General features: G+C 68.2%; 22 protein-coding genes. 15 read left to right on the top strand and 7 right to left on the bottom strand.

Features of this window, described 5'->3' with window-relative positions; all coding sequences use genetic code 11:
• Positions 1-76: 76 nt before the first annotated feature.
• The 3 genes from AC1DKQ_RS05525 to AC1DKQ_RS05515 all read right to left on the bottom strand — a co-directional run bounded on the left by AC1DKQ_RS05525 (position 77) and on the right by AC1DKQ_RS05515 (position 1,449).
• The gene (locus AC1DKQ_RS05525; protein WP_277524670.1) at positions 77-307 is read right to left on the bottom strand and encodes a cation transporter; all 231 of its coding nucleotides are present in this window, start codon (positions 305-307) and stop codon (positions 77-79) included.
• Between the two features lie 67 nt (positions 308-374).
• The gene (locus AC1DKQ_RS05520; RefSeq protein ID WP_476918417.1) at positions 375-737 is read right to left on the bottom strand and encodes a metal-sensitive transcriptional regulator; all 363 of its coding nucleotides are present in this window, start codon (positions 735-737) and stop codon (positions 375-377) included.
• A 214-nt stretch (positions 738-951) separates the two neighbouring features.
• On the bottom strand, positions 952-1,449 hold the full coding sequence (locus AC1DKQ_RS05515) for a universal stress protein (protein ID WP_476918416.1): 498 nt from the start codon (positions 1,447-1,449) through the stop codon (positions 952-954).
• A gap of 151 nt (positions 1,450-1,600) precedes the next feature.
• Between AC1DKQ_RS05515 and AC1DKQ_RS05510 the strand changes: the two genes are divergently transcribed.
• The 3 genes from AC1DKQ_RS05510 to AC1DKQ_RS05500 all read left to right on the top strand — a co-directional run bounded on the left by AC1DKQ_RS05510 (position 1,601) and on the right by AC1DKQ_RS05500 (position 3,360).
• Complete coding sequence (locus tag AC1DKQ_RS05510) at positions 1,601-1,813, top strand: hypothetical protein (protein ID WP_476883033.1); 213 nt, start codon at positions 1,601-1,603, stop codon at positions 1,811-1,813.
• Positions 1,814-1,892: 79 nt separating this feature from the next.
• Positions 1,893-3,017, top strand: coding sequence for a WD40/YVTN/BNR-like repeat-containing protein (locus tag AC1DKQ_RS05505; protein WP_476918415.1), 1,125 nt, complete (start codon positions 1,893-1,895; stop codon positions 3,015-3,017).
• 16 nt (positions 3,018-3,033) lie between these two features.
• Positions 3,034-3,360 (top strand): MoaD/ThiS family protein, encoded by a 327-nt coding sequence (locus tag AC1DKQ_RS05500; protein ID WP_476918414.1) that lies wholly within the window; start codon positions 3,034-3,036, stop codon positions 3,358-3,360.
• Positions 3,361-3,364: 4 nt separating this feature from the next.
• On the opposite strand, the gene AC1DKQ_RS05495 is transcribed toward AC1DKQ_RS05500, so the two are convergent.
• The 3 genes from AC1DKQ_RS05495 to AC1DKQ_RS05485 all read right to left on the bottom strand — a co-directional run bounded on the left by AC1DKQ_RS05495 (position 3,365) and on the right by AC1DKQ_RS05485 (position 6,528).
• Positions 3,365-3,601 carry a hypothetical protein gene (locus AC1DKQ_RS05495; RefSeq protein ID WP_476883031.1) on the bottom strand — a complete coding sequence of 79 codons (237 nt, stop codon included), beginning with the start codon at positions 3,599-3,601 and terminating at the stop codon, positions 3,365-3,367.
• Between the two features lie 183 nt (positions 3,602-3,784).
• The gene (locus tag AC1DKQ_RS05490) at positions 3,785-5,536 is read right to left on the bottom strand and encodes an alpha-amylase family protein (RefSeq protein WP_476918413.1); all 1,752 of its coding nucleotides are present in this window, start codon (positions 5,534-5,536) and stop codon (positions 3,785-3,787) included.
• Positions 5,533-6,528, bottom strand: coding sequence for a TIGR03885 family FMN-dependent LLM class oxidoreductase (locus AC1DKQ_RS05485; RefSeq protein WP_476918412.1), 996 nt, complete (start codon positions 6,526-6,528; stop codon positions 5,533-5,535). Before AC1DKQ_RS05485 ends, AC1DKQ_RS05490 begins: the two co-directional genes overlap by 4 nt.
• A gap of 119 nt (positions 6,529-6,647) precedes the next feature.
• Between AC1DKQ_RS05485 and AC1DKQ_RS05480 the strand changes: the two genes are divergently transcribed.
• A complete protein-coding gene (locus tag AC1DKQ_RS05480) occupies positions 6,648-7,736 on the top strand; it encodes an ATP-dependent DNA ligase (protein WP_476918411.1) in 1,089 nt (362 codons plus the stop codon).
• Positions 7,737-7,869: 133 nt separating this feature from the next.
• Here AC1DKQ_RS05480 and AC1DKQ_RS05475 read toward each other — a convergent pair whose 3' ends face one another.
• The gene (locus tag AC1DKQ_RS05475) at positions 7,870-9,186 is read right to left on the bottom strand and encodes an MFS transporter (RefSeq protein WP_476883027.1); all 1,317 of its coding nucleotides are present in this window, start codon (positions 9,184-9,186) and stop codon (positions 7,870-7,872) included.
• A 225-nt stretch (positions 9,187-9,411) separates the two neighbouring features.
• On the opposite strand from AC1DKQ_RS05475, the gene AC1DKQ_RS05470 reads away from it, so the two are divergent.
• From AC1DKQ_RS05470 to AC1DKQ_RS05420, 11 genes are all read left to right on the top strand, one after another.
• Complete coding sequence (locus tag AC1DKQ_RS05470) at positions 9,412-10,254, top strand: IclR family transcriptional regulator (protein WP_476918410.1); 843 nt, start codon at positions 9,412-9,414, stop codon at positions 10,252-10,254.
• A 236-nt stretch (positions 10,255-10,490) separates the two neighbouring features.
• Complete coding sequence (locus AC1DKQ_RS05465) at positions 10,491-11,372, top strand: shikimate dehydrogenase (RefSeq protein ID WP_476918409.1); 882 nt, start codon at positions 10,491-10,493, stop codon at positions 11,370-11,372.
• On the top strand, positions 11,372-13,360 hold the full coding sequence (locus AC1DKQ_RS05460; RefSeq protein WP_476918408.1) for a TIM barrel protein: 1,989 nt from the start codon (positions 11,372-11,374) through the stop codon (positions 13,358-13,360). The genes AC1DKQ_RS05465 and AC1DKQ_RS05460 overlap by 1 nt, the downstream gene beginning before the upstream one ends.
• A gap of 42 nt (positions 13,361-13,402) precedes the next feature.
• Complete coding sequence (gene pcaH, locus AC1DKQ_RS05455) at positions 13,403-14,311, top strand: protocatechuate 3,4-dioxygenase subunit beta (protein ID WP_476918407.1); 909 nt, start codon at positions 13,403-13,405, stop codon at positions 14,309-14,311.
• Positions 14,304-14,879 (top strand): protocatechuate 3,4-dioxygenase subunit alpha, encoded by a 576-nt coding sequence (pcaG, locus tag AC1DKQ_RS05450; RefSeq protein ID WP_476918406.1) that lies wholly within the window; start codon positions 14,304-14,306, stop codon positions 14,877-14,879. Before pcaH ends, pcaG begins: the two co-directional genes overlap by 8 nt.
• Positions 14,876-16,423 carry a lyase family protein gene (locus AC1DKQ_RS05445; RefSeq protein WP_476918405.1) on the top strand — a complete coding sequence of 516 codons (1,548 nt, stop codon included), beginning with the start codon at positions 14,876-14,878 and terminating at the stop codon, positions 16,421-16,423. Before pcaG ends, AC1DKQ_RS05445 begins: the two co-directional genes overlap by 4 nt.
• Positions 16,416-17,234, top strand: a complete 819-nt coding sequence (locus AC1DKQ_RS05440; RefSeq protein ID WP_476918404.1) for an alpha/beta fold hydrolase — start codon at positions 16,416-16,418, stop codon at positions 17,232-17,234. The genes AC1DKQ_RS05445 and AC1DKQ_RS05440 overlap by 8 nt, the downstream gene beginning before the upstream one ends.
• A complete protein-coding gene (pcaC, locus tag AC1DKQ_RS05435) occupies positions 17,231-17,695 on the top strand; it encodes a 4-carboxymuconolactone decarboxylase (RefSeq protein WP_476918403.1) in 465 nt (154 codons plus the stop codon). Before AC1DKQ_RS05440 ends, pcaC begins: the two co-directional genes overlap by 4 nt.
• A gap of 85 nt (positions 17,696-17,780) precedes the next feature.
• Positions 17,781-18,980, top strand: a complete 1,200-nt coding sequence (locus AC1DKQ_RS05430; RefSeq protein WP_476918402.1) for a thiolase family protein — start codon at positions 17,781-17,783, stop codon at positions 18,978-18,980.
• A 3-nt stretch (positions 18,981-18,983) separates the two neighbouring features.
• Complete coding sequence (locus AC1DKQ_RS05425; protein WP_476883018.1) at positions 18,984-19,658, top strand: 3-oxoacid CoA-transferase subunit A; 675 nt, start codon at positions 18,984-18,986, stop codon at positions 19,656-19,658.
• Position 19,659: 1 nt separating this feature from the next.
• Complete coding sequence (locus tag AC1DKQ_RS05420) at positions 19,660-20,334, top strand: 3-oxoacid CoA-transferase subunit B (RefSeq protein ID WP_476883017.1); 675 nt, start codon at positions 19,660-19,662, stop codon at positions 20,332-20,334.
• Positions 20,335-20,341: the final 7 nt, after the last annotated feature.

Below are 20,341 nucleotides of genomic sequence, written 5' to 3'. Positions count from 1 at the left end.
TGCCGTCCGACGGCGGCGGGCTTGCTGGCCGGCGGCCCCGCTGGCCGGCGGCTGCGCCCGCCGGCGCGAAGGCCACTCAGGCTTCGCTGGCGACCACGAGGTAGCCGGCCTCGGCGACTGCCTCGCCGATCTCGGAGGAGGAGAGTGTTTCGCTGGAGGTGATCGTGACGGCGGAGATGCCGCCGGCCTTGAGATCGACGTCGACCTTTTCGACTCCGGAGAGCGCCTCAAGTTCTTCACTGACGGAGGACACGCAGTGGCCGCAGGTCATGCCGGATACGTTGACGGTGGTGGAAACGGTGGCCATGGCGTGCTCCTTGTCGCTGGGCAGGTGTTGGTTCCCCGGCCCGGTGGTGTGATGGGTGGTGCAGGTCCTAGCGCAGGAGGCGTCCGATGGCATCGGTGGCTTCCTTGACTTTGAAATCGATGGCCTCGGCCCGAAGCTCGGGATCCGGTTCGGCGGCGGCGCCGACTACGCAGTGGCCGATGTGCTCTTCGACGAGGCCCAGGCTCACGGCATGCAGGGCCTTGGTGACGGCGGCGACCTGGGTGAGGATGTCGATGCAGTACTTGTCCTCGTCAACCATCCGGGCGATGCCGCGGACCTGCCCTTCGATCCGTTTGAGTCGGCGGAGGTAGGCATCCTTGTTGGCCGTGTAGCCGTGCTGCTCGTGGGGTGATAGGCCGAGGGGCTCCGCGTCCAGGCGCGCCGCGCCGGGGAGTTCTGACTCGCTCATGTCCCCAACTTATACCCCCTAGGGGTATGTTTCAAGCCTCCGTGCGGGCCGGTGTCTCATCTGGGCCGTTGGGCAAATTAAAGAGCTCCGGAGTGCGTTATTGGGGGATACGCACTCCGGAGCAGCTTTGGGGTAGACGGTTCTTCCCGTCTACTCATTGAGCTTACTCGGCGGACGTGGGATAACACCAGAACCCCGAATAAGTACTTTCGCTTTATTTTCTACCCGCCGGAGCGGCCGCCGGGACAATCAGGATCGGACGGTCCTGATGGTGGCTCAACCACGCCGCCACAGAGCCGTTGAGCGCCGTGGAAATGCGGTGGCCGATGCCGCGCTCGGGAGTCCCCACCACGATCATGCACGCGTTGGCGTCCGCGGCCAGCCTGCCGATAGCCCTGGCGGGGTCTCCGGCCAGGGTGCGCAGCGTCCAGTCGATCCCCAGGCTGGCGCAGCGCGCCTCGATCACGGAACGCAACTCCCGGGTGGTCTCCCGGATCCGGGCGTCGTCCGCGTCCGGGCGCAGCGACAGGCGGTGCGAAGACCGCACAGGATCCCACTCCACGAGGTAGCTTGCCTCGTCCACGTAGGCGCAGATCATTGGCGCGGCGAGGGTCTTCGCAAGGGATGCCGCCGTCTGCAGCACTTCGGGATGCTGCCCCGGAACCACGCCCACCACGAGGGGCGCCGTGCCGTTGGCGGGGTTGTCGGACATACTTCATTCTGGTTCCGGGGTGCCGCCCTGAACAGGGGCATAGTCCCCGTTCCCGCAGCTCGGGGCGCTGCTGGCACCGTTTGCGGCGGAGTCCCTTGAACAGCCCGGGGCCGGGGCCTACGGTTGAAGGACACAGGAGGAGGTGGCCGCCGTGGAGATCTACATGTGGTGGTTGGATCTGGATTTGGCGAGCAAGGAATGGCTCCGGGAAAACCTCCGGACCGTCGAACTGCCCGACGCCGTACAGCAGGGGATCGCCGCCGCAGGCGGCCCCCGTCCCGCCGAATCATCCGCCGGCGGCGCCGCGGTATTGACTTCTGCGGACTGGGACTTCATCGAGACGCAGTCGGAGTTCGTCGACTGATACCGATGCCGCCGGCGCGCTAGCGCATACCTGCGGCGCGGGGTTGAAACCATTGCGGCTGTCCGGCGGGGATGGTTGCATGGGACGCATGGCTACTGCAGAGAGTTATGTCCTGGCGATCGGGACCAAGAAGGGCCTTTGGCTGGCGACCAGCCCGGACCGAAGGGAGTGGTCCCTGACCGGGCCGCATTTTCTGATGAGTGAGGTCCCCAGCATCGGCATCGATACCCGCGACGGCAGGACCCGGATCCTCGTGGGCGTCCGCTCCGAGCACTGGGGTCCCACGGTTTTCCACTCCGATGACCTGGGCGGAAGCTGGAGCGAACCCGAAAACGGCGCCATCACGTTCCCCGACGGCACCGACGCCGCCTTGGAACGGATCTGGCAGATCCATCCCGACGCCGATTCCCGCCCCGGCGTCGTGTGGGCGGGCTGCGAACCGATCTCCGTCTGGAAATCCACCGACGGCGGCGAGCACTTCGAGCTTAACCGCGGCCTGTGGGACCATCCGCACCGCAGCGAATGGGGCGCCGGCTATGGCGGCGCCGCGGCGCACTCGATCGTCGTTGACCCCACGGGGGAGAAAGTCCACGTTGCCATGAGCACAGGAGGGGTCTACCGCTCGCTCGACGGCGGCACCTCCTGGGAGCCGCGCAACAAGGGGATTTCTGCTTACTTCATGCCGGACCCCAACCCGGAATTCGGCCAATGTGTCCACAAGATCGCGGCCGACGCCGCCGTCGACGGCCGCCTCTACGCACAAAACCACCACGGCGTGTACCGCAGCGACGACGACGCCGAATCGTGGGAGTCGATCGCCGAGGGGCTGCCGGCGGACTTCGGCTTCGTGATGCTGACGCATCCGCGCCGGGCCGGTACAGCCTGGGTGATCCCGCTGAAGGCTGACGGCGAACGAATTCCGCCGGACGGGAAGTTGGCCGTGCACCGGACGGATGACGCCGGTGCCAGCTGGAAGCGGCTCGACGCCGGGCTCCCGGAAGCCGAGTACAACGCCGTGCTGCGCGATGCTGCCAGCGTGGACGGCGCGGAGCCCGCGGGCGTCTACTTCGGGACGCGGGGTGGCAGTGTCTACGCCAGCGCCGACGAGGGGGAACACTTCACCGAAGTGGCCTCGCACCTGCCGGATGTGCTGTGCGTGCGGGCTGCGGTGGTTTCCGCCGCCCTGCTTTCGGCGCAGCTGTGAAGGGATGAACAATCGCATGAACAGCGCCATGATCAGCCGCGAGCCCATGCCGGCGGACTCCGCGATCAGCGTTGTCTTGCCGAGCGTCCTTCAACCGCTGGCCGGCGGGCAGTCCATCCTGACTGCGCCCGTGGAGGCGGCGGTGACGGTGGAGTGGCTGCTGGATGCGGTGACCGGGGACTATCCGGCGCTGTCGCGGCGGTTGCGGGACGAGACCGGGGCTGTTCGCCGTTACGTGAATATATACGTCAACGGGAATGAAATCCGGCGGCTGCAGGGCCTGGTGACCGCCGTGACACCAGGCCAGGAAGTCCTCATCATCCAGTCAGTGGCGGGAGGCTGACGCCTCAAGCGACCCGCCAGACGGAGCATTCGTCGGCATTGATGGCTTTGCGCATGCCGGTTTGGCGGTCCATGATCCAGACGACGCCGATTCCAGGGGCCGTTTCCTGGACGCTGCCGCGACGGACCACGACGTCGTCGTAGTTCGGGCCCACGCGCAGGCGGGCCTCGATCTCGTCGCCGCGGTGCAGCTGGTCGAGGGCGCGGATACGGGTTACATGGGTTTTCGCTTCCTTCAACATGGCGGGGCCTCCCGGACTGGAGTTGGTGCCTGCTCTTGCCGGCAGTTCCAGTCTCCTGCGCCAATGTTGCGTCCGCGTTTCAGCACGGTAAGGGGACCGTTAGTTTTCGACGGCGCCGCGGTTACCGGCCTCCTTCATGCCGGTTCCCGTTATGTCGGCGGCCGCCAATGCAGGCTGGAAACCTCAGGGGAGCTGGCGTTCCCCCGGGTGCTGGACCCTGAACCAGCGGTACCCGTAGCGGTCCAGCGGGAGTTCGAAAGATCCGTCGTCGGAGAGCGGGATGTCCTCGCGGCCGAGCAGGTCCCGGAGCACGGCACCGGCGTACGAAGGCCCGGCACCGCCCGTTCCGTCCGGAGCCTCCGGCACGCCTTCCTCGCCTTCCCCGAGCTCCCCCGGCGATTCCGCCGGCACCGTGGCCGTAACGAACGCCGGGTCGGCGCCGAAGTTGTGCGCGACAATCACCATAGAGCCGTCCCAGGTGCACCGGTGCAGCAGCACTGCCGGCGAGGCCTGTTTGATGAGCTCGAACCTGCCCCAGCCGAGTTCGGGGCATTCCCGGTAACGCTGGATCAGCGTCGCGACGAAGTTCCACAGCGAGTCCGGATCCCGTTTCGCGGCCGCGGCGTTGATGTGCGCCGGGCCGAAGGGTCCGTCCACGGGCTGGGCCACGAGGTCCCCGGCCGGGGCGGTCGAGAAGCCGCCGTTCCCGGTGTCGTCCCACTGCATGGGGGAGCGGACGGCCGAGCGGCCCTTCGCCCGCAGGTCCTCGCCCATCCCGATCTCTTCGCCGTAGAAAAGTACGGGGGTGCCCGGCAGCGAGAACATCAGGGAGTAGACCATCCGGATCCTGGCCGGGTCGCCGTCGAGCATGGTGGGCAGCCGCCGCCGCAGTCCCCGGCCGTACATCTGCATGTCGGGATCGGGGCCGAAGGCCGCGAAGACTTCCGCGCGTTCGGCATCGCTGAGTTTGTCCAGCGTGAGTTCGTCGTGGTTCCGGACGAACATGGCCCATTGGTTGTCCGGGTTGATCTTCGGACGGCTGCTGAGCGTCCGGGCCAGCGGCCGGGCGTCCTGCCGGGCCAGTGACAGGTACATGTTCTGCATCGAGAGGAAATCAAACTGCATGTTCAGCTCGTTGCCGGCCGGGCCGCCGAAGTACTTCAGCTGCTCTTTGTACGGGAGGTTGACCTCGCCCAGCAGCACGGCACTGCCGTGGCGGCGGTTGAGGAAGCTGCGCAGGGCGCTCAGGTACTGGTGCGGGTCGATTTTCGCGGCTTCATCCTTGGGCTCGCCGAGCAACTCCAGGAAGAAGGGCACCGCGTCCAGCCGGAAGCCGTCCAGGCCCAGCTGAAGCCAGAATCCCATCGACTTCGCGATCTCGTCCCGCACCTTGGGATTCATCACGTTCAGGTCCGGCTGGTGTTTGGAGAACATGTGCAGATACCACTCACCGGTCGCCTTGTCCTGGGTCCAGATGGACGTCTCCTCGCCGGGAAACACCACCTGGTCCGAGGTGTCCGGCGGCGTGTCCTTCCGCCAGACGTAATAGTCGCGGTAGGGGTTGTCCACGGATTTGCGGGCCTGGACGAACCACGGGTGCCGGTCGGAGGTGTGGTTGATGACGAAGTCTGCGATCACTCGGATGCCGCGGTCGTTGGCGGTGCGGATGAATTCCACCAGGTCCCCCGGGCTCCCGAGCCGGGGGTCCACGCCGTACATGTCGGTGACATCGTAGCCGTCGTCCCGGTCCGGGGAGGGGTAGAAGGGCATGAGCCAGATGCAGGTGATTCCGAGAGCGGCAAGATAGTCCACGCGCTGGATCAGCCCGCCGAAGTCCCCGGTGCCGTCGCCGTCGCCGTCGAAGAATGTCTCCGGGTCCAGGCAGTAGATCACCGCGTTTTTCCACCAGAGGTCAGAGGTTTCGGCGATTCTCACAGCGCACGGTCCGTTCCGGTCAGGGTCGATCCAGCTGGCCGGAGCTGGGGGAGGACGTGTTCGGCGAAGACGTCGATATACGGCGCCTGCTCCTGGCCGACGAAGTGCAGGTACAGCTCATCGAATCCAAGGTCAAGGTAGGAGGCGAGCCAGTGGGCGTGCTGACCGGGATCGGCGGAGATGTTGACGGCCGCCCGGACCTGGTCCTCCTGGACACCGGCGCTGACGCCGTCGAAATGGGCCGCCGTGGGCAGGTCCCAGGGAATCGGCGGTGCAAAGACATTGGTGCGCCACTGGTCCACGGCGATCGCGACGGCTTCGGCCTCTGTCGGCGCCCAGGACAGGTGGACCTGGAGGGCGGCGATCCCGCGGCCACCGGCGTCCCGGTAGGCCGCCAGCATGTCCTTCAGCTTTTCTGGCGGCTGGTTCACGGTGACCAGTCCGTCCGCCCAGGCCGCCGCCCGGCGCGCTGTTTTCACGCTCACGGCGGGGGCAATGAGCGGGGGTTTGGTCTCCGGAACGTCCCAGATCCGGGCTTGCTCCACTGTGACGAGCCCGTGGTGTGTGACCAGGTCGCCGGCGTGGAGCCGGCGGATGATGTCAACGCACTCCTCCAGCCGGCGCTGCCGCGTTTCCTTGGGCGGCCACGCCTCGCCGGTGACGTGCTCGTTCATGTACTCGCCGCTGCCCGGGGCCATCCAGAAGCGGCCGGGGAACATGTCCGCCAGGGTGGCCGAGGCGTGGGCGATGATCGCCGGGTGGTAGCGCTGGCCGGGCGCCGTCACCACCCCGAAGCGCAGGCCGGTGGTGGCCAGCGCGGCCCCGAGCCAGGACCAGGCGAACCCGGAGTGGCCCTGCCGGGCGGACCACGGCTCAATGTGGTCCGAACACATGGCGGCATCGAAGCCGGCCTGCTCGGCCAGCTGCACGTCCTTGAGGAGGCGGCCGGGGCTGATCTGTTCATGCGAGGCGTGGAACCCGATGGAAGCCATCACCCATGTCTACCGTGGGGGCGGGGCCGTGTCGAGGAAACCCCTGCTGAGGAAACCCTCGTAGAGCAACAACTGCGTGGGGGTGGCGGTGCCCGGCCCGCGGCGCAAGAATGGGCGCTATGCGACTGCCGTTGATGCCTCCCATTGCGCCCATGCTGGCCAAATCCCTCCCCGCCCTGCCGGTGCCGGGCACCGGAAAGGGCTGGCTCTTTGAACCGAAGTGGGACGGATTCCGCTCCATCATTTTCCGTGACGGCGACGAGGTGGAGATCGGCAGCCGGAACGGCAAGCCGATGACGCGCTACTTCCCCGAGCTCGTCGAGGCGCTGAAGACCGGGCTGCCGGAACGCTGCGTGGTGGACGGTGAGATCATCCTGGTGGCGGCCTCCGGGGACCGGCTCGACTTCGATGCGCTCCAGCAGCGCATCCATCCGGCCGCCAGCCGGGTGAAGCTGCTCGCGGCCCGGACCCCGGCGCGTTTCGTGGCCTTCGACCTGCTGGCCCTGGGCGACGAGGACCTCACCGGCAAGCCCTTCGCCGAGCGCCGGCGGGAGCTCGAACGCGCACTCGCAGCCAGCGCGGCTCCGGTCCACCTGACTGCCGCGACCGCCGACCGGGACACCGCGCAACGCTGGTTCCGGCAGTTCGAGGGCGCCGGACTGGACGGCATCGTGGCCAAGACGCTGGAGGGCACCTACCAGCCCGACAAGCGCGCGATGGTCAAGGTCAAGCACGAACGGACGGCGGACTGTGTGCTCGCCGGATACCGCGTGCACACCTCCGGTCCGGACAGGATCGGCTCGCTGCTCCTGGGACTCTACGACGACGCCGGGGTGCTGGCGAATGTCGGCGTCGTGGGTGCCTTCCCGATGGCGCGGCGCATGGAGCTGTTTGCCGAGCTGCAGGAGCTGGTCACCGGTTTCGAGGACCACCCCTGGGCCTGGGCCCGGCAGGAGGACGGGGCGCGGACGCCGCGGAATGCCGAGGGAAGCCGGTGGAGCGGCGGCAAGGACCTGTCCTTCACCCCGCTGCGGCCCGAGCGGGTCGTGGAAGTGAAGTACGACCACATGGAGGGCGCACGTTTCCGCCACACCACCCAGTTCGTGCGCTGGCGTCCGGACCGGGATCCGCGTTCCTGCAACTACGACCAGCTGGAGGAGCCGGTGAAGTTCGATCTCGCCGAGGTGCTGGGGGCCGGCAACAGCTAGTGGCGGCCGGTCTCCTCTGCGCTCCTTCCCGGTTGCTTTTCAGGCCGTGCCCCGACACACCGAAAAGCCCGGCGTGTCCTGTGGACACGCCGGGCACTCGGGTCGGCAAGTGGGCGGGAACGCAGCGCCCGGCCTAGTGCTGGCCGAGTTCCCGGGTGGGGACGCGGAAGGTTTCCTTGGCCGTCAGTGCCGCGACGGTGGCGATCAGGCAGATGATGCCGGTGAAGATGCTGATCTGGACCCAACCGCCGGCCTGGATGCCGCCCATGGCCGCGACGATCGCCGGAGCGAACCCGGCCATCAGGAAGCCCAACTGGGTGCCGATCGCGAGGCCGGAAAAGCGGACGTTCGTGCTGAACATCTCGGCGTAGAAGGAGGGCCAGACCGCGTTGGCTGCAGCGTAGCCGAAGGAGAAGAACCCGATTGCCGCGAGGAACATCAGAGGGACGCTGCCGGATTCGAGGCTCAGCAGGAACACCGGCGTCAGGACAGCGCTGGACAGTGCGCCGTAGATGAAGACCGGTTTGCGTCCGATCTTGTCCGCGAGCATGCCGAAGAGCGGCTGCGTGCCCAAGGCCATGAAGTTGGCGCCCACCACGAGCCAGAGGGTGGTGGTGCCGTCCACGCCGGCGACGTTTTTGGCGTAGCTGATGGCCAGGGTGCCGAAGACGGTGGACACGGCGGCGATGAAGGCGCAGGCGATGACGCGGAGGACATCGCGCCAGTGGTCCTTGAGGAGGTCGGCAACCGGGAGCTTGGAGATCTGCGCGGTCTTCTTCGCTTCCTCGAACGCCGGGGGCTCATGGAGGGTGCGGCGGATGAAGAACGCGATCAGCACAACCACGGCGCTGAGCCAGAACGGGATGCGCCAGCCGATGGAGTACTTGATCTCATCGGGCAGGGCCAGGACGGGGATGAAGACGAGGGCGGCGAGGATCTGGCCGCCCTGGGTGCCGGTCAGGGTCCACGAGGTGAAGAAGGAACGGCGGTTGTCCGGGGCGTGCTCGAGCGTCATCGAGGACGCGCCCGCCTGCTCGCCGGCTGCGGACAGGCCTTGGCAGAGCCGTGCCAGCACCAGCAGCGCCGGAGCCCACCAGCCGACCGTTTTGAAGTCCGGAAGGCAGCCGATGACGAAGGTGGAGGCACCCATCAGCAGCAGCGTGAACATGAGGACCTTCCGGCGGCCCACCCTGTCGCCGAAGTGGCCGAGGATGACCGCGCCGACCGGACGGGCCACGTAGGCGAAACCGAAGGTCGCGAACGACATGATGGCCGCGTTGGTGTCCGCGTCCGGGAAGAAGACGTGCGGGAAGATCAGCGCCGCCGCGGAGCCGAAGATGAAGAAGTCGTAGTATTCGACGGCGCTGCCCAGGAAGCTGGCGAGGGCAGCCTTCTTCGGCGTCCCTCCTGTGGTGATACCCGGCGTCGTGGACGGGACAGTGTGGCTCATGGTGTTCCTTTGGTGTGACGACGTTGTCGCGGATGGATCAGGAAGGTCTCGGCTGCCGTTTGTTCAAGTGTGGTGCAACCGGAAGTCCGTGGAAAGACCCGGACTAGTAGCCACATGGTGGAAGCTACTTGTGCGATGTAGCAAGCATGACTGTGAGCGCAGTCACTTGTCAAGAAAAATAATCACCATCTAGAAATAGCTCTCACTATGTGGGAACATGAATACATGAGTGTGAATCAAGACACAGATGTACCCGCTGTTTCCGGCCCACCGTTAGAAGCTCCCCCGAAGCCCGCTAAGGCCGCCAGGGAGGACTCGAGGACGGACATGGTGGGCAAGGCGCTGGGCCTGCTGGTCCTCCTGGGGGATGAGCCGCGCGGCGCCAGTGCCGCGGAAATCTCCCGGCGGGCCGAGCTGCCGTTCAGCACCACCTACCGCCTGCTCGGCTCCCTGACGCGGGACGGATTTGTGGACTACGAGCCGGACGGCCGCCGCTACCACCTGGGGCTGCGGGTCTTCCAGCTCGGCCAGCGCGTCTCCAACCACCACGGGTTCGCAGGTACGGCCCTGCCCATCCTGCGGCGAGTCACCGAGGAGACGGGCGAGGCGACCATCCTCTCCGTACGGGACGGCATCCACCACCTGACGGTGAACAAGGTGGACGGCCCGCAGACCTTCCGGGTTACCAGCGATCCCGGCCACCTCGGGGCACTGCACACCACCTCGGTGGGCAAGGCGCTGGTGGCGTTCGCCGATGACGCCGCCCGGGCCCAGCTCGTCGACGAGCTGCCCCTGGAGCCGCTCACGGCGCTCTCCATCACGGACCGCGACGCTTTCCGGGCGGAAATCGAACAGGTCCGGCGCCAGGGCTACGCCACCATGGACGAGGAAAACGAGCTCGGCATGCGCGCCGTCGCGGTCCCGGTCTTCAATGCCCAGGGTCACGCCTTCGCCTCGCTGGCCACGGCGGTCCCGGTGTTCCGCCTGAGCATGGAAGCACTGGTGGCCCTGGTGCCGTTGCTGCAGGCGGCGGCGGCGGAGTTGTCGGCCCGGCTGCCCCAGCGGTAACGGACAGGCTGCCCCAGCGGTAACGGACAGGCCGCCGCAGCGGTAACGGCCGGACCGCTTCAGCGGCGGAGGCGAGCCCGCCGGCGCAGCAAGGGGTTTCGTAATAAGAAGTTCGTCATTCGAACAATAGTGCAACATGTGAACAAAGTCTGTAATGTAATCCCCATCACCCGGCCCGCCGCGGACGCCGCAAGCGTCACCGCCCGCCGAGTGCAGTTGTCAAAGGAGCTAACCGGATGAGCAATCGAGCAGAGTCCTTCCTCGTAGGCCTCGTGGGAGACGGCGTCATGCCCTCCCTGACGCCCTATATGCACGAACGCGAGGGCGACGTGCAGGGCCTCCGGTACCTCTACCGCCCCATCGACCTCACCGAACTCGGCCTGCCCGGCCAGGCCGTGGGGGAGCTGCTCGCCGGCGCCCGGAGCCTGGGGTTCAACGGATTGAACATCACGCACCCCTGCAAGCAGCTGGTGCTCGACTATCTCGACGAGGTCTCGGCCGACGCCCGGCGCCTGGGCGCCGTCAACACCGTGGTCATCCGCGAGGGCCGCTTCATCGGCTACAACACCGACTTTTCCGGCTTCGCGGCGGCGCTGGCCTCCGGGCTCCCCGGGGCCACCCTGGACCGCGTGGTGCAGCTCGGTGCCGGCGGCGCCGGTTCCGCCGTCGCCTACGCGTTGCTCACCGCGGGAGTCCGCGAGCTGGACCTCGTGGACACTGACGCGGCCCGCTGCGCCGCCCGGGCGGCAGAACTCGCCGGATTCTTCCCGGACCGGACCGTCACTGCCCGGACGACGGCAGAGCTCCCGCAGCTCATGCCGCAGGCCGACGGTCTGGTGCACTGCACCCCCGTGGGCATGGCCGCCCACCCGGGCGTTCCGCTGGACATGTCCCTCGTGGAGTCCCGGCACTGGGTGGCCGACATCGTGTACCGGCCGATCGAAACCGAGCTTGTCCGCGAGGCGCGCGCCAAGGGCTGCAAGGTGCTCGACGGCGGCCGGATGGCCGTGGGCCAGGCGGCGGACGCGTTCCGGATCTTCACCGGGCGCCCGGCCGACGCCGACCGGATGCGCTCACACTTCCTGGAACTGGTCGCAGCGGAAGAAGTGTCCGCCTGATGCGCACCGGAATCGCCACCGTCTGCCTCGCCGGCACCCTGCGGGAAAAAATGCAGGCCTGCGCTGTGGCCGGCTTCGACGGGATCGAGATCTTCGAACAGGACCTCGTGACCTCCCCGCTGAGCCCAGAGGAGGTCCGGAAACTGGCCGCAGACTTCGGGCTCACCCTGGACCTCTACCAGCCGTTCCGCGACTTCGACAGCGTCCCGGAGGACTTGCTCGCCGCCAACCTGCGCCGCGCGGCCGCCAAATTCCGGCTCATGTCCCGCCTGGGCATGGACACCATGCTGCTCTGCTCCAACGTCGGCACGGCCACGATCGACGATGACGAGCTCCGCGCCACCCAGCTCGCCCGGCTCGCGGACCTCGCGGGTGAACACGGCGTCAAGGTCGCCTATGAGGCCCTGGCCTGGGGCAAGTACGTCAACGACTACGAGCACGCCCACCGGCTGGTCGAGATGGTGGACCACCCCAACCTGGGCACCTGCCTGGACTCCTTCCACATCCTCTCCCGGGACTGGGACACCGCGCCGATCGAGGCCTTCAACCCGGAGAAGATCTTCTTCGTGCAGGTCGCCGATGCCCCCAAGCTGTCCATGGACGTGCTGTCCTGGAGCCGGCACTACCGGGTGTTCCCGGGCGAGGGCCAGTTCGAGCTCGCCAAGTTCATGGGCCACGTGGTCCGCGCCGGCTACACCGGGCCGGTGTCGCTGGAGGTGTTCAACGACGTCTTCCGCCAGTCCGACGTCGAACGTACCGCCGTCGACGCCATGCGGTCGCTGATCTGGCTCGAAGAGCAAAGCGCCGCCTGGCTGGAGGCAAACCAGGCCCCCGCCGCAGGTGGTGTGACAGCAGGCGGTGTGACAGGCCAGGCGCCCGGCGCCACCTCCCGGCGCCGCTACCCCATGGAGCTCGCCACGCTTCCCCGGGTGGCCGAGCCCGCAGGCTTCAACTTCGCCGAAGTCCGCGCAGGGGACACCGCAGGCCTGGAAACCCTGCTCGGCCAGCTGGGGTTTGCGTTCAACGGGCGGCATCGGACCAAGGACGTGCAATTGTGGACCATGGGCCATGCCCGCGTGATCATCAACGAAGAGCCGCCCGCCGGCGGCCAGCCGACGTCGGCCCCCGCTATTTCCGCTGCCATTTCTGCCGTTGGCTTCGACGTCGACTCCCCGGTGATCGCGGCCGCCCGCGCCCAGCAGCTCAAGGCCCCGGCCGTGCCGCGCAAGAGCCAGGCCAATGAGGAGATCTTCCAGGGCTTCGCCGCCCCGGACTCCACCGAAATCTTCCTGTGCCAGGGAAACCCGGACGGCACCGCCGCGTGGACCCGGGAATTCGGCGACGGCCTGGACCAACCCGCGGCGGAACAGGCCGGGAACCCGGGCGCCGTGATCGACCACGTCAATCTCGCCCAGCCGTGGCAGCACTTCGATGAGGCCGTGCTCTTCTACACCAGCGCCCTGGCGCTGGAACCGCAGCCGTTCGCCGAGGTGGCCAGCCCCACCGGGCTGGTCCGGTCCCAGGTGATGCTCACGCAGGACCGCGGCGTCCGCCTGGTGCTGAACCTGGCCCCGCTGATCCAGCAGGAAGGGAGCGCCCCAGGCGCCGCTGGCGTCGCAGGGACAACCGGCCCCCGCCCCGGCTACCAGGAACACATCGCGTTCGCGGTGGATGACCTGGTGGCGACGGCCCGGGCCGCCCGGGACCGCGGCCTGGATTTCCTGCAGATCCCGGCGAATTACTACGAGGACCTCGATGCCCGGTTCGCGCTGGAATCTGATTTCCTGGCCACGCTCCGCGAGCTCAATCTGCTCTACGACCGTGATGCCGACGGCGAATTCCTGCATTTCTACACGGCCACGGTGGGCAGCGTGTTTTTCGAAATGGTGGAACGCCGCGGCTCCTACGACGGCTACGGCGCTCCAAACGCGCCCGTGCGGCACGCCGTCCAGTACGACCACCTGCACCAGCTGGCCCGCCGTTCCTGATCACTGCCCGAACAACAATCACACCATCGAAAGGAGGCTGCTGTGCCTGAAGAAATCAACCTCGAGATATTCAATGCCGACCCGATCACCGAGGACCTGGCCAACCAGACCACGGAGGCCGCACCCAAGCTACATGCCAGGGCTGTCCCTGCCGGGGATGCCGCCGCTGAGACCCAGGCCGACCTCAGTGCCGAGATGAGGGCGATCGGCGAGGCCTACGCCCGGGCCCTCGAGGACGGAGCCCCGGCCGAGATCCAGCCGCGGCTGGATTACGCGCCGTACCGCAGCAGCGTCCTGCGTCACCCTACGAAGAGCCTGCACCACGCGGACCCGGAAACCATTGAACTGTATTCGCCGGCGTTCGGGCACATGGACGTCCACGCGCTCGAGTCGGACCTCACCATCGCGCACCACGGCGAGCCGCTGGGCGAACGCATCCTCGTCTCCGGCCGCGTGATCGACGGCGACGGACGCGCCGTCGCCGGGCAGCTCGTCGAAATCTGGCAGGCCAACTCCGCCGGCCGCTACATCCACAAGCGCGACCAGCACCCGGCGCCGATCGACCCCAACTTCACCGGCGTCGGCCGCTGCATCACGGGCACGGACGGCACCTACAGCTTCACCACTATCAAGCCCGGCGCCTACCCGTGGAAGAACCACCTCAACGCCTGGCGGCCGGCCCACATCCATTTCTCCGTGTTCGGCTCCGAATTCACCCAGCGGATCATCACCCAGATGTACTTCCCGGGCGACCAGCTGTTCCCCCTGGACCCGATCTACCAGTCGATCGTGGACCAGGACGCCCGCGACCGGCTCGTGGCCACCTACAACCACGAGCAGACCAAACCCGAATGGGCCATGGCCTACAACTGGGACATCGTCCTCACCGGGTCCAAGCGGACCTGGACCGAAAACGAGGCCCTCGGAGCGGAAGGCGACCACCATGAGTAAACTCACCCCGACACCGGGCCAGACAGTCGGACCGTTCTTCGGCTACGCCCTGCCGTACGCCAAGGACCGCGAGCTCCTGCCCCCCGGTTCCCCGGGATCCATCCGGCTCCAGGGCGCCGTGTATGACGGCGCGGGCCACCCGATCCCGGACGCAATCCTGGAAATCTGGCAGGCGGACGCGGACGGCAACGTCCCGCACCGGGCGGGCTCCCTGGTCCGTGACGGTTACACCTTTACGGGCTTTGGCCGCACTGCCGTGGGGAACACTGGCACGTTCACGTTCACCACCGTGAACCCGGGACCCACCGAACCCGGGGCCGCGCCGTTCATCGCGGTGGCCGTGTTCGCCCGCGGCCTCATGAACCGCCTGTTCACCCGGGTCTACCTGCCGGAGGACGAGGCGGCACTGTCCCAGGACCGGCTGCTCAGCTCGCTGGACCCGGAACGGCGCCGGACCCTGATCGCGCGCCGGGATCCCGACGGCGGCCTGAGCTGGGACATCCGCCTGCAGGGCGAGGGCGAGACTGTGTTCCTGGATTTCAGCGACGCCGAGGGTCCCTCGACGTGACGTCCTTCGAAGCCGACGACGGCCTGCACGCTGACTCTGGCCTGGACGGCGACTTTGGCCTGCTGAGTCCCGTGTCGTCGTCGCCGCTGGTGGCGGCGCTGACCGGGGACCGTGCGGTGCTCGCCGCCATCCTCAAGGTGGAGGCCGCTTGGGCGGCGGTCCTGGACGAGGCGGGCCTCGCCCCGGCCGGGTCCGCCGCGGTAGTGTCCGCCGCCGCAGACGTACAGCGGTACGACGTCGCGGCAATCGCCGTCCGCGCCCAGGGCGGCGGCAACCCCGTCATCCCGCTGCTGGCCGACCTCCGGGAACAGGTCAGGAACCTGGACGGCGCCGGACTTGGCGCTGTACAGGCCGTCCACACGTCGCTGACCAGCCAGGACGTGCTCGACTCGGCCCTGATGGTGCTCGCTGCCGGGGCAGTGCGCGAACTGCTCGCTGAGCTCAAGGCGGCAACGTCCGCTCTTGCCGGTCTCGCCGAGGCCCATGCGGCCACGCTTTGTGTGGCCCGCAGCCTGACCCAGCACTCGCTGCCCTATAGCTTCGGGCTGCGGGCCGCGCAGTGGTTCAACGGGCTCGCCGCCGCGGCCAGCCGGCTGGAAACCCTCGAACTGCCGGTGCAGACCGGTGGCGCCGCCGGGACCTTCGCCGCCGGCGCTGTGTTGACCGATGGTGCTGTGTTGTCCCCCTTGGACCTCGCCGACCGGCTGGCCGCCCGCCTGGGTCTCGCCACCGTGCCGGCCCCGTGGCACACCAACCGGCTGGCCGTGACCTCGCTCGGCGACGCGCTGGCGGCCGTGACGGACGCGGCCGGCAAGATGGCCGCCGACGTCCTGTTCCTGAGCCGGCCGGAAGTGGCCGAGCTCGCCGAGCCACGCGCCGCCGGGCGGGGCGTGTCCTCCGCCATGCCGCAGAAGCAGAACCCCGTGCTGTCCGTGCTGATCCGCAGCGCCGCCCTGCAGTCCCCGGCCCTGGCCGCACAGCTGCACCTCGCCGCCGCCAATTTCAACGACGAACGCCCCGACGGCGCCTGGCAGAGCGAATGGGCGGCCCTGCGCCAGCTGCTGCGCCTGGCCCTCGGCGCCGCTGCGCAGCTGCGCGAATTGGCTGAAGGGCTGGAGGTCTTTCCGGTGGCGATGCGCCGCAACCTGGACCTCGCCGGCCCGCTGCTGCTCTCCGAAGCCGTCAACGCTGCCGTCGCGCCGCTTCTGGACAGCCCTCCGCTCTTGGACGGGCGCCGCGCCGGGACGGGACCAGGCCGGACCGGGAAACAGCGGTTACAGGCCGTCGTGGACACAACACTCCAGGCCCCGGCCGCGGAGCAGGCGGCCACCTACCGGGCACTGCTGCGCGCGGCCGTCCCCAACGATCTGCTCTCCGACGCCCGGCTTGAGGAGCTTTTGAACCCGGCCAACTACCTCGGCCAGGCACTCGACATCTCCCGCCGCATCCTCGCGGCCTACCCGCAATACGCCGCCGGCCCGGCCTCACCTGAAGCTGACCGTACCAGCGCCCCCCACCTCCAGAATGGAGCCTCCCGTGGCTAGACCCACAGTCAAAGCAGTCCTCCTCTCACCCCAGCGCCCGCTGGGCGAGAAGCCCCTCCTCATCGTCGGACCCTCGCTCGGAACATCCTCCCTCGTGTGGAGCCAGGCCGGCGCGCTACTGGGGGACGACGTCGACGTCGTCGCCTGGGACCTGCCCGGGCACGGCGTCTCGCCGGCGGCCCAGGAGACCTTCACGGTCGACGACCTCGCGGACGCCGTGATCGGCCTGGTCGATTCGATCGCCCCGGGTGCGCGCTTCCACTACGCCGGGGTGTCCCTCGGCGGGGCCGCCGGCCTGCAGCTGGGTATCAAGCACGGCGACCGGCTCAAGAGCCTCTCCGTGCAGTGCTCCGGCGCCAAGATCGGCACTCCCGAGGGCTGGCTGGAGCGCGCCGAAACCGTGCGCACCCAGGGAACCCCGGTGATGATCCAGGGCTCGGCGCAACGCTGGTTCGCCCCGGGATTCATGGAGAGCCAGCCCGAACTCAGCAGCCGGCTTCTGCACACCCTCCGGGACGCCGACCGCCTCAGCTACGCCTTCTGCTGCGAGGCCCTGGCCGGCTTCGACGTGCGGGACCAGCTCGGCACCATCCGCGTCCCCACCCAGGTTGTGGCCGGCGCCCTGGACGCCGTGGCAACGCCGTCGATGGCCGAGGAAGTCGCCGCGGGCATCGCCGCCGGCGGCGGCACGGCCACGGCCGTCAGCCTGGAGGGCGTGGCCCACCTGGCTCCGTTCGAGGCTCCGGGCCACATCGCCGAGCTGCTGAAGGGCCTCATCACCTGGACCGAGACCCAGGGAGCGGACGCATGACCGGCCCCGAACGCAACGGTGTGGTCCAGCCCGGCGCGACCAGCCAGGAAATCTACGACGGCGGCATGAAAGTCCGCCGCGAGGTCCTCGGCGCCGCGCACGTGGACCGCGCCAACGCCAACAAGGATTCCTTCACCGAGGACTTCCAGGACATGATCACCCGGATCGCCTGGGGCGGCATCTGGACCCGGCCCGGGATCAGCCGCCAGATGCGCTCCGCCGTCACGCTTACGGCCATGGTGGCCCACGGACACTGGGAAGAACTGGCCATGCACATCCGCGCCGCCATCACCAACGGCCTGAGCCGGGACGAGATCAAGGAAATCCTGCTCCAGACCGCCATCTACTGCGGCGTCCCCTCCGCCAACACCGCCTTCAAGACCGCCCAGCAAGTGTTCCATTCCATGGACAACACAGGAATGGACGACACCGCGATTGACGCAGCCACCCCGCCCAACTAGCTAGCAGCAGGGGCCGTTTTGAGCCGTCATAACGGCCTTAACTGCTACCTAGTTGGGAATCTCAGACGGAATTAGAGGAACAGCTATGAACCAGGCATTTGTGTACGACGCCGTCCGGACCCCGTTCGGCAAGTTCGGCTCCGGCCTCGCAGCCGTCCGCCCGGACGACCTCGCCGCCCACGTGATCCGGGAGATCGTCAAGCGCGCCCCGGCCCTGGACGTCGAGCGGATCGACGAGGTGGTCTTCGGCAACGCCAACGGCGCCGGCGAGGAAAACCGCAACGTCGCCCGGATGGGCACCCTGCTGGCCGGGCTGCCGGTCTCGGTCCCCGGCACCACGGTCAACCGGCTCTGCGGCTCCTCCCTGGACGCGGCGATCATCGCCTCCCGCCAGATCAACACCGGCGACGCGGAACTCATGCTGATCGGCGGCACCGAGTCGATGTCCCGCGCCCCCTGGGTTCTGCCCAAAACCGAGAAGCCCTACCCGGCCGGGGATCTGACCCTGGCCTCCACCACGCTGGGCTGGCGGCTGGTGAACCAGGCCATGCCCACGGACTGGACCATCTCCCTGGGCGAGGCCACCGAACGGCTGGCCGAGAAGTACAGCGTGAGCCGGGAGGCGCAGGACGAGTTCTCCGCGGACTCGCACAACCTTGCCGCCGCGGCCTGGGACGAGGGCTTCTACGACAACCTCGTCGCCCCGGTCCCCGGCACGGACCTGGTCCGCGACGAGGGCATCCGGGCCGGGTCCTCGGCCGAGAAACTCGCCGGGCTCAAGACGGTGTTCCGGAGCGGGAACGGCACCGTGACCGCCGGGAACGCCTCCCCGCTCTCCGACGGCGCCTCCGCCGCCTGGCTCGGGTCCGAGGCCGCCGCCGGGATCCTGGGTATGGAGCCGCTGGCCCGCATCGCCGGGCGCGGCGCGCACGCCAACGACCCCCAGTACTTCGGCTACGCCCCCGTCGAGGCCGCGAACAAGGCCCTCGCCAAGGCCGGCATCGGCTGGGACCAGGTGGGCGCCGTCGAACTGAACGAGGCGTTCGCCGCGCAGTCCCTGGCCTGCATCAACGCCTGGGGCATCGACCCCTCCATCGTGAACCGGCACGGCGGCGCGATCGCCATGGGCCACCCGCTCGGCGCCTCCGGCGGGCGGATCCTCGGCACCCTGGCCCGGTCCCTGCAGGCCTCCGGTGAGCGCTGGGGCGTCGCCGCGATCTGCATCGGCGTCGGCCAGGGCCTCGCCGTCGTGCTCGAGAACGTAACTTCGGAAGTTAAGGGCTAGGCCATGCTGAATTTTATTGACACCGTCGGCGAGGCCGTCGCCGGCATCAATGACGGCTCCACCGTGATGATCGGCGGCTTCGGCAACGCCGGGCAGCCCTTCGAACTGATCGACGCGCTGCTCGACGGCGGCGCCACCGACCTGACCGTGGTGAACAACAACGCCGGCCAGGGCGACCAGGGCCTGGCCCTGCTCATCAAGGAAGGCCGGGTGCGGAAGATGATCTGCTCCTTCCCGCGGCAGTCCGACTCCTGGCACTTTGATGAGAAGTACCGCGCCGGCGAGATCGAGCTCGAACTCGTCCCGCAGGGGAACCTGGCCGAGCGGATCCGTGCCGCCGGTGCCGGGATCGGCGGCTTCTTCACGCCCACCGGCTACGGCACCATGCTCGCCGAGGGCAAGGAAACCCGCTATCTGGACGGCAAGTGGCAGGTCTTCGAGACCGCCATCCACGCCGACGTCGCCCTCATCAAGGCCCTCACGGCAGACGGCAGGGGCAATCTCGTCTACCGCAAGACCGCCCGGAACTTCGGTCCCATCATGGCCGCCGCCGCGAAACACACCATCGTCCAGGTGTCCGGAATCGTCCCCACCGGCAGCCTGGACCCGGAAGTCATCGTGACCCCCGGAATCTACGTCAACAGCGTCGTTCGTGTGAACACAGAAAGTGTGGCCTGAGATGAGCATCCAAACGACGATCCAGACCTCCGACAAACCCCTGGGCCGTGATGATCTCGCCCGCCTCGTGGCCCGCGACATCGCCCCCGGATCCTTCGTGAACCTCGGCATCGGCCAGCCCACCCTGGTCTCGAACTACCTCGAGCCGGGGCAGAACATCACGCTCCACACCGAGAACGGCATGCTCGGCATGGGCCCGGAAGCCGCCGGGGACCAGATCGACGGCGACCTCATCAACGCCGGCAAAATCCCCGTGACCGAGCTTCCCGGGGCGTCCTACTTCCACCACGCGGATTCCTTCGCGATCATGCGCGGCGGGCATCTGGACATCTGCGTCCTCGGCGCCTTCCAGGTCTCGGCCACGGGGGACCTCGCCAACTGGCACACCGGGGCGCCGGACGCGATCCCCGCCGTCGGCGGCGCCATGGACCTCGCCACAGGCGCCAAGGACGTCTTCGTCATGATGACGCTCCTGACCCGCGACGGCGCATCCAAGATCGTCGAGGCCTGCACTTACCCGCTCACCGGAATCGGCTGCGTCACCCGCGTCTACACCGACAAGGCCGTCTTCCTGACCGGACCCGACGGCGTCCAGGTGCGCGAGACGTTCGGCTGCACGCTTGAGGAACTTCAGGCCATGGTCCCCGTGCCGCTCCGGGCCGCGGACCCACGCTGACAGTCCT

This window comes from Arthrobacter sp. 05L421 (assembly GCF_056397785.1).
Note: the sequence above shows the minus strand (reverse complement) of the source record. Positions and strands in the feature narration are given on the sequence as shown.

Coding starts and splice junctions, on each gene's coding strand:
- AC1DKQ_RS05525 (WP_277524670.1), bottom strand. CDS start 307: ATGGCCACCGTTTCCACCACCGTCAACGTATCCGGCATGACCTGCGGC.
- AC1DKQ_RS05520 (WP_476918417.1), bottom strand. CDS start 737: ATGAGCGAGTCAGAACTCCCCGGCGCGGCGCGCCTGGACGCGGAGCCC.
- AC1DKQ_RS05515 (WP_476918416.1), bottom strand. CDS start 1,449: ATGTCCGACAACCCCGCCAACGGCACGGCGCCCCTCGTGGTGGGCGTG.
- AC1DKQ_RS05505 (WP_476918415.1), top strand. CDS start 1,893: ATGGGACGCATGGCTACTGCAGAGAGTTATGTCCTGGCGATCGGGACC.
- AC1DKQ_RS05500 (WP_476918414.1), top strand. CDS start 3,034: ATGAACAGCGCCATGATCAGCCGCGAGCCCATGCCGGCGGACTCCGCG.
- AC1DKQ_RS05495 (WP_476883031.1), bottom strand. CDS start 3,601: ATGTTGAAGGAAGCGAAAACCCATGTAACCCGTATCCGCGCCCTCGAC.
- AC1DKQ_RS05485 (WP_476918412.1), bottom strand. CDS start 6,528: ATGGCTTCCATCGGGTTCCACGCCTCGCATGAACAGATCAGCCCCGGC.
- AC1DKQ_RS05480 (WP_476918411.1), top strand. CDS start 6,648: ATGCGACTGCCGTTGATGCCTCCCATTGCGCCCATGCTGGCCAAATCC.
- AC1DKQ_RS05475 (WP_476883027.1), bottom strand. CDS start 9,186: ATGAGCCACACTGTCCCGTCCACGACGCCGGGTATCACCACAGGAGGG.
- AC1DKQ_RS05470 (WP_476918410.1), top strand. CDS start 9,412: ATGAGTGTGAATCAAGACACAGATGTACCCGCTGTTTCCGGCCCACCG.
- AC1DKQ_RS05465 (WP_476918409.1), top strand. CDS start 10,491: ATGAGCAATCGAGCAGAGTCCTTCCTCGTAGGCCTCGTGGGAGACGGC.
- AC1DKQ_RS05460 (WP_476918408.1), top strand. CDS start 11,372: ATGCGCACCGGAATCGCCACCGTCTGCCTCGCCGGCACCCTGCGGGAA.
- pcaG (WP_476918406.1), top strand. CDS start 14,304: ATGAGTAAACTCACCCCGACACCGGGCCAGACAGTCGGACCGTTCTTC.
- pcaC (WP_476918403.1), top strand. CDS start 17,231: ATGACCGGCCCCGAACGCAACGGTGTGGTCCAGCCCGGCGCGACCAGC.
- AC1DKQ_RS05430 (WP_476918402.1), top strand. CDS start 17,781: ATGAACCAGGCATTTGTGTACGACGCCGTCCGGACCCCGTTCGGCAAG.
- AC1DKQ_RS05425 (WP_476883018.1), top strand. CDS start 18,984: ATGCTGAATTTTATTGACACCGTCGGCGAGGCCGTCGCCGGCATCAAT.
- AC1DKQ_RS05420 (WP_476883017.1), top strand. CDS start 19,660: ATGAGCATCCAAACGACGATCCAGACCTCCGACAAACCCCTGGGCCGT.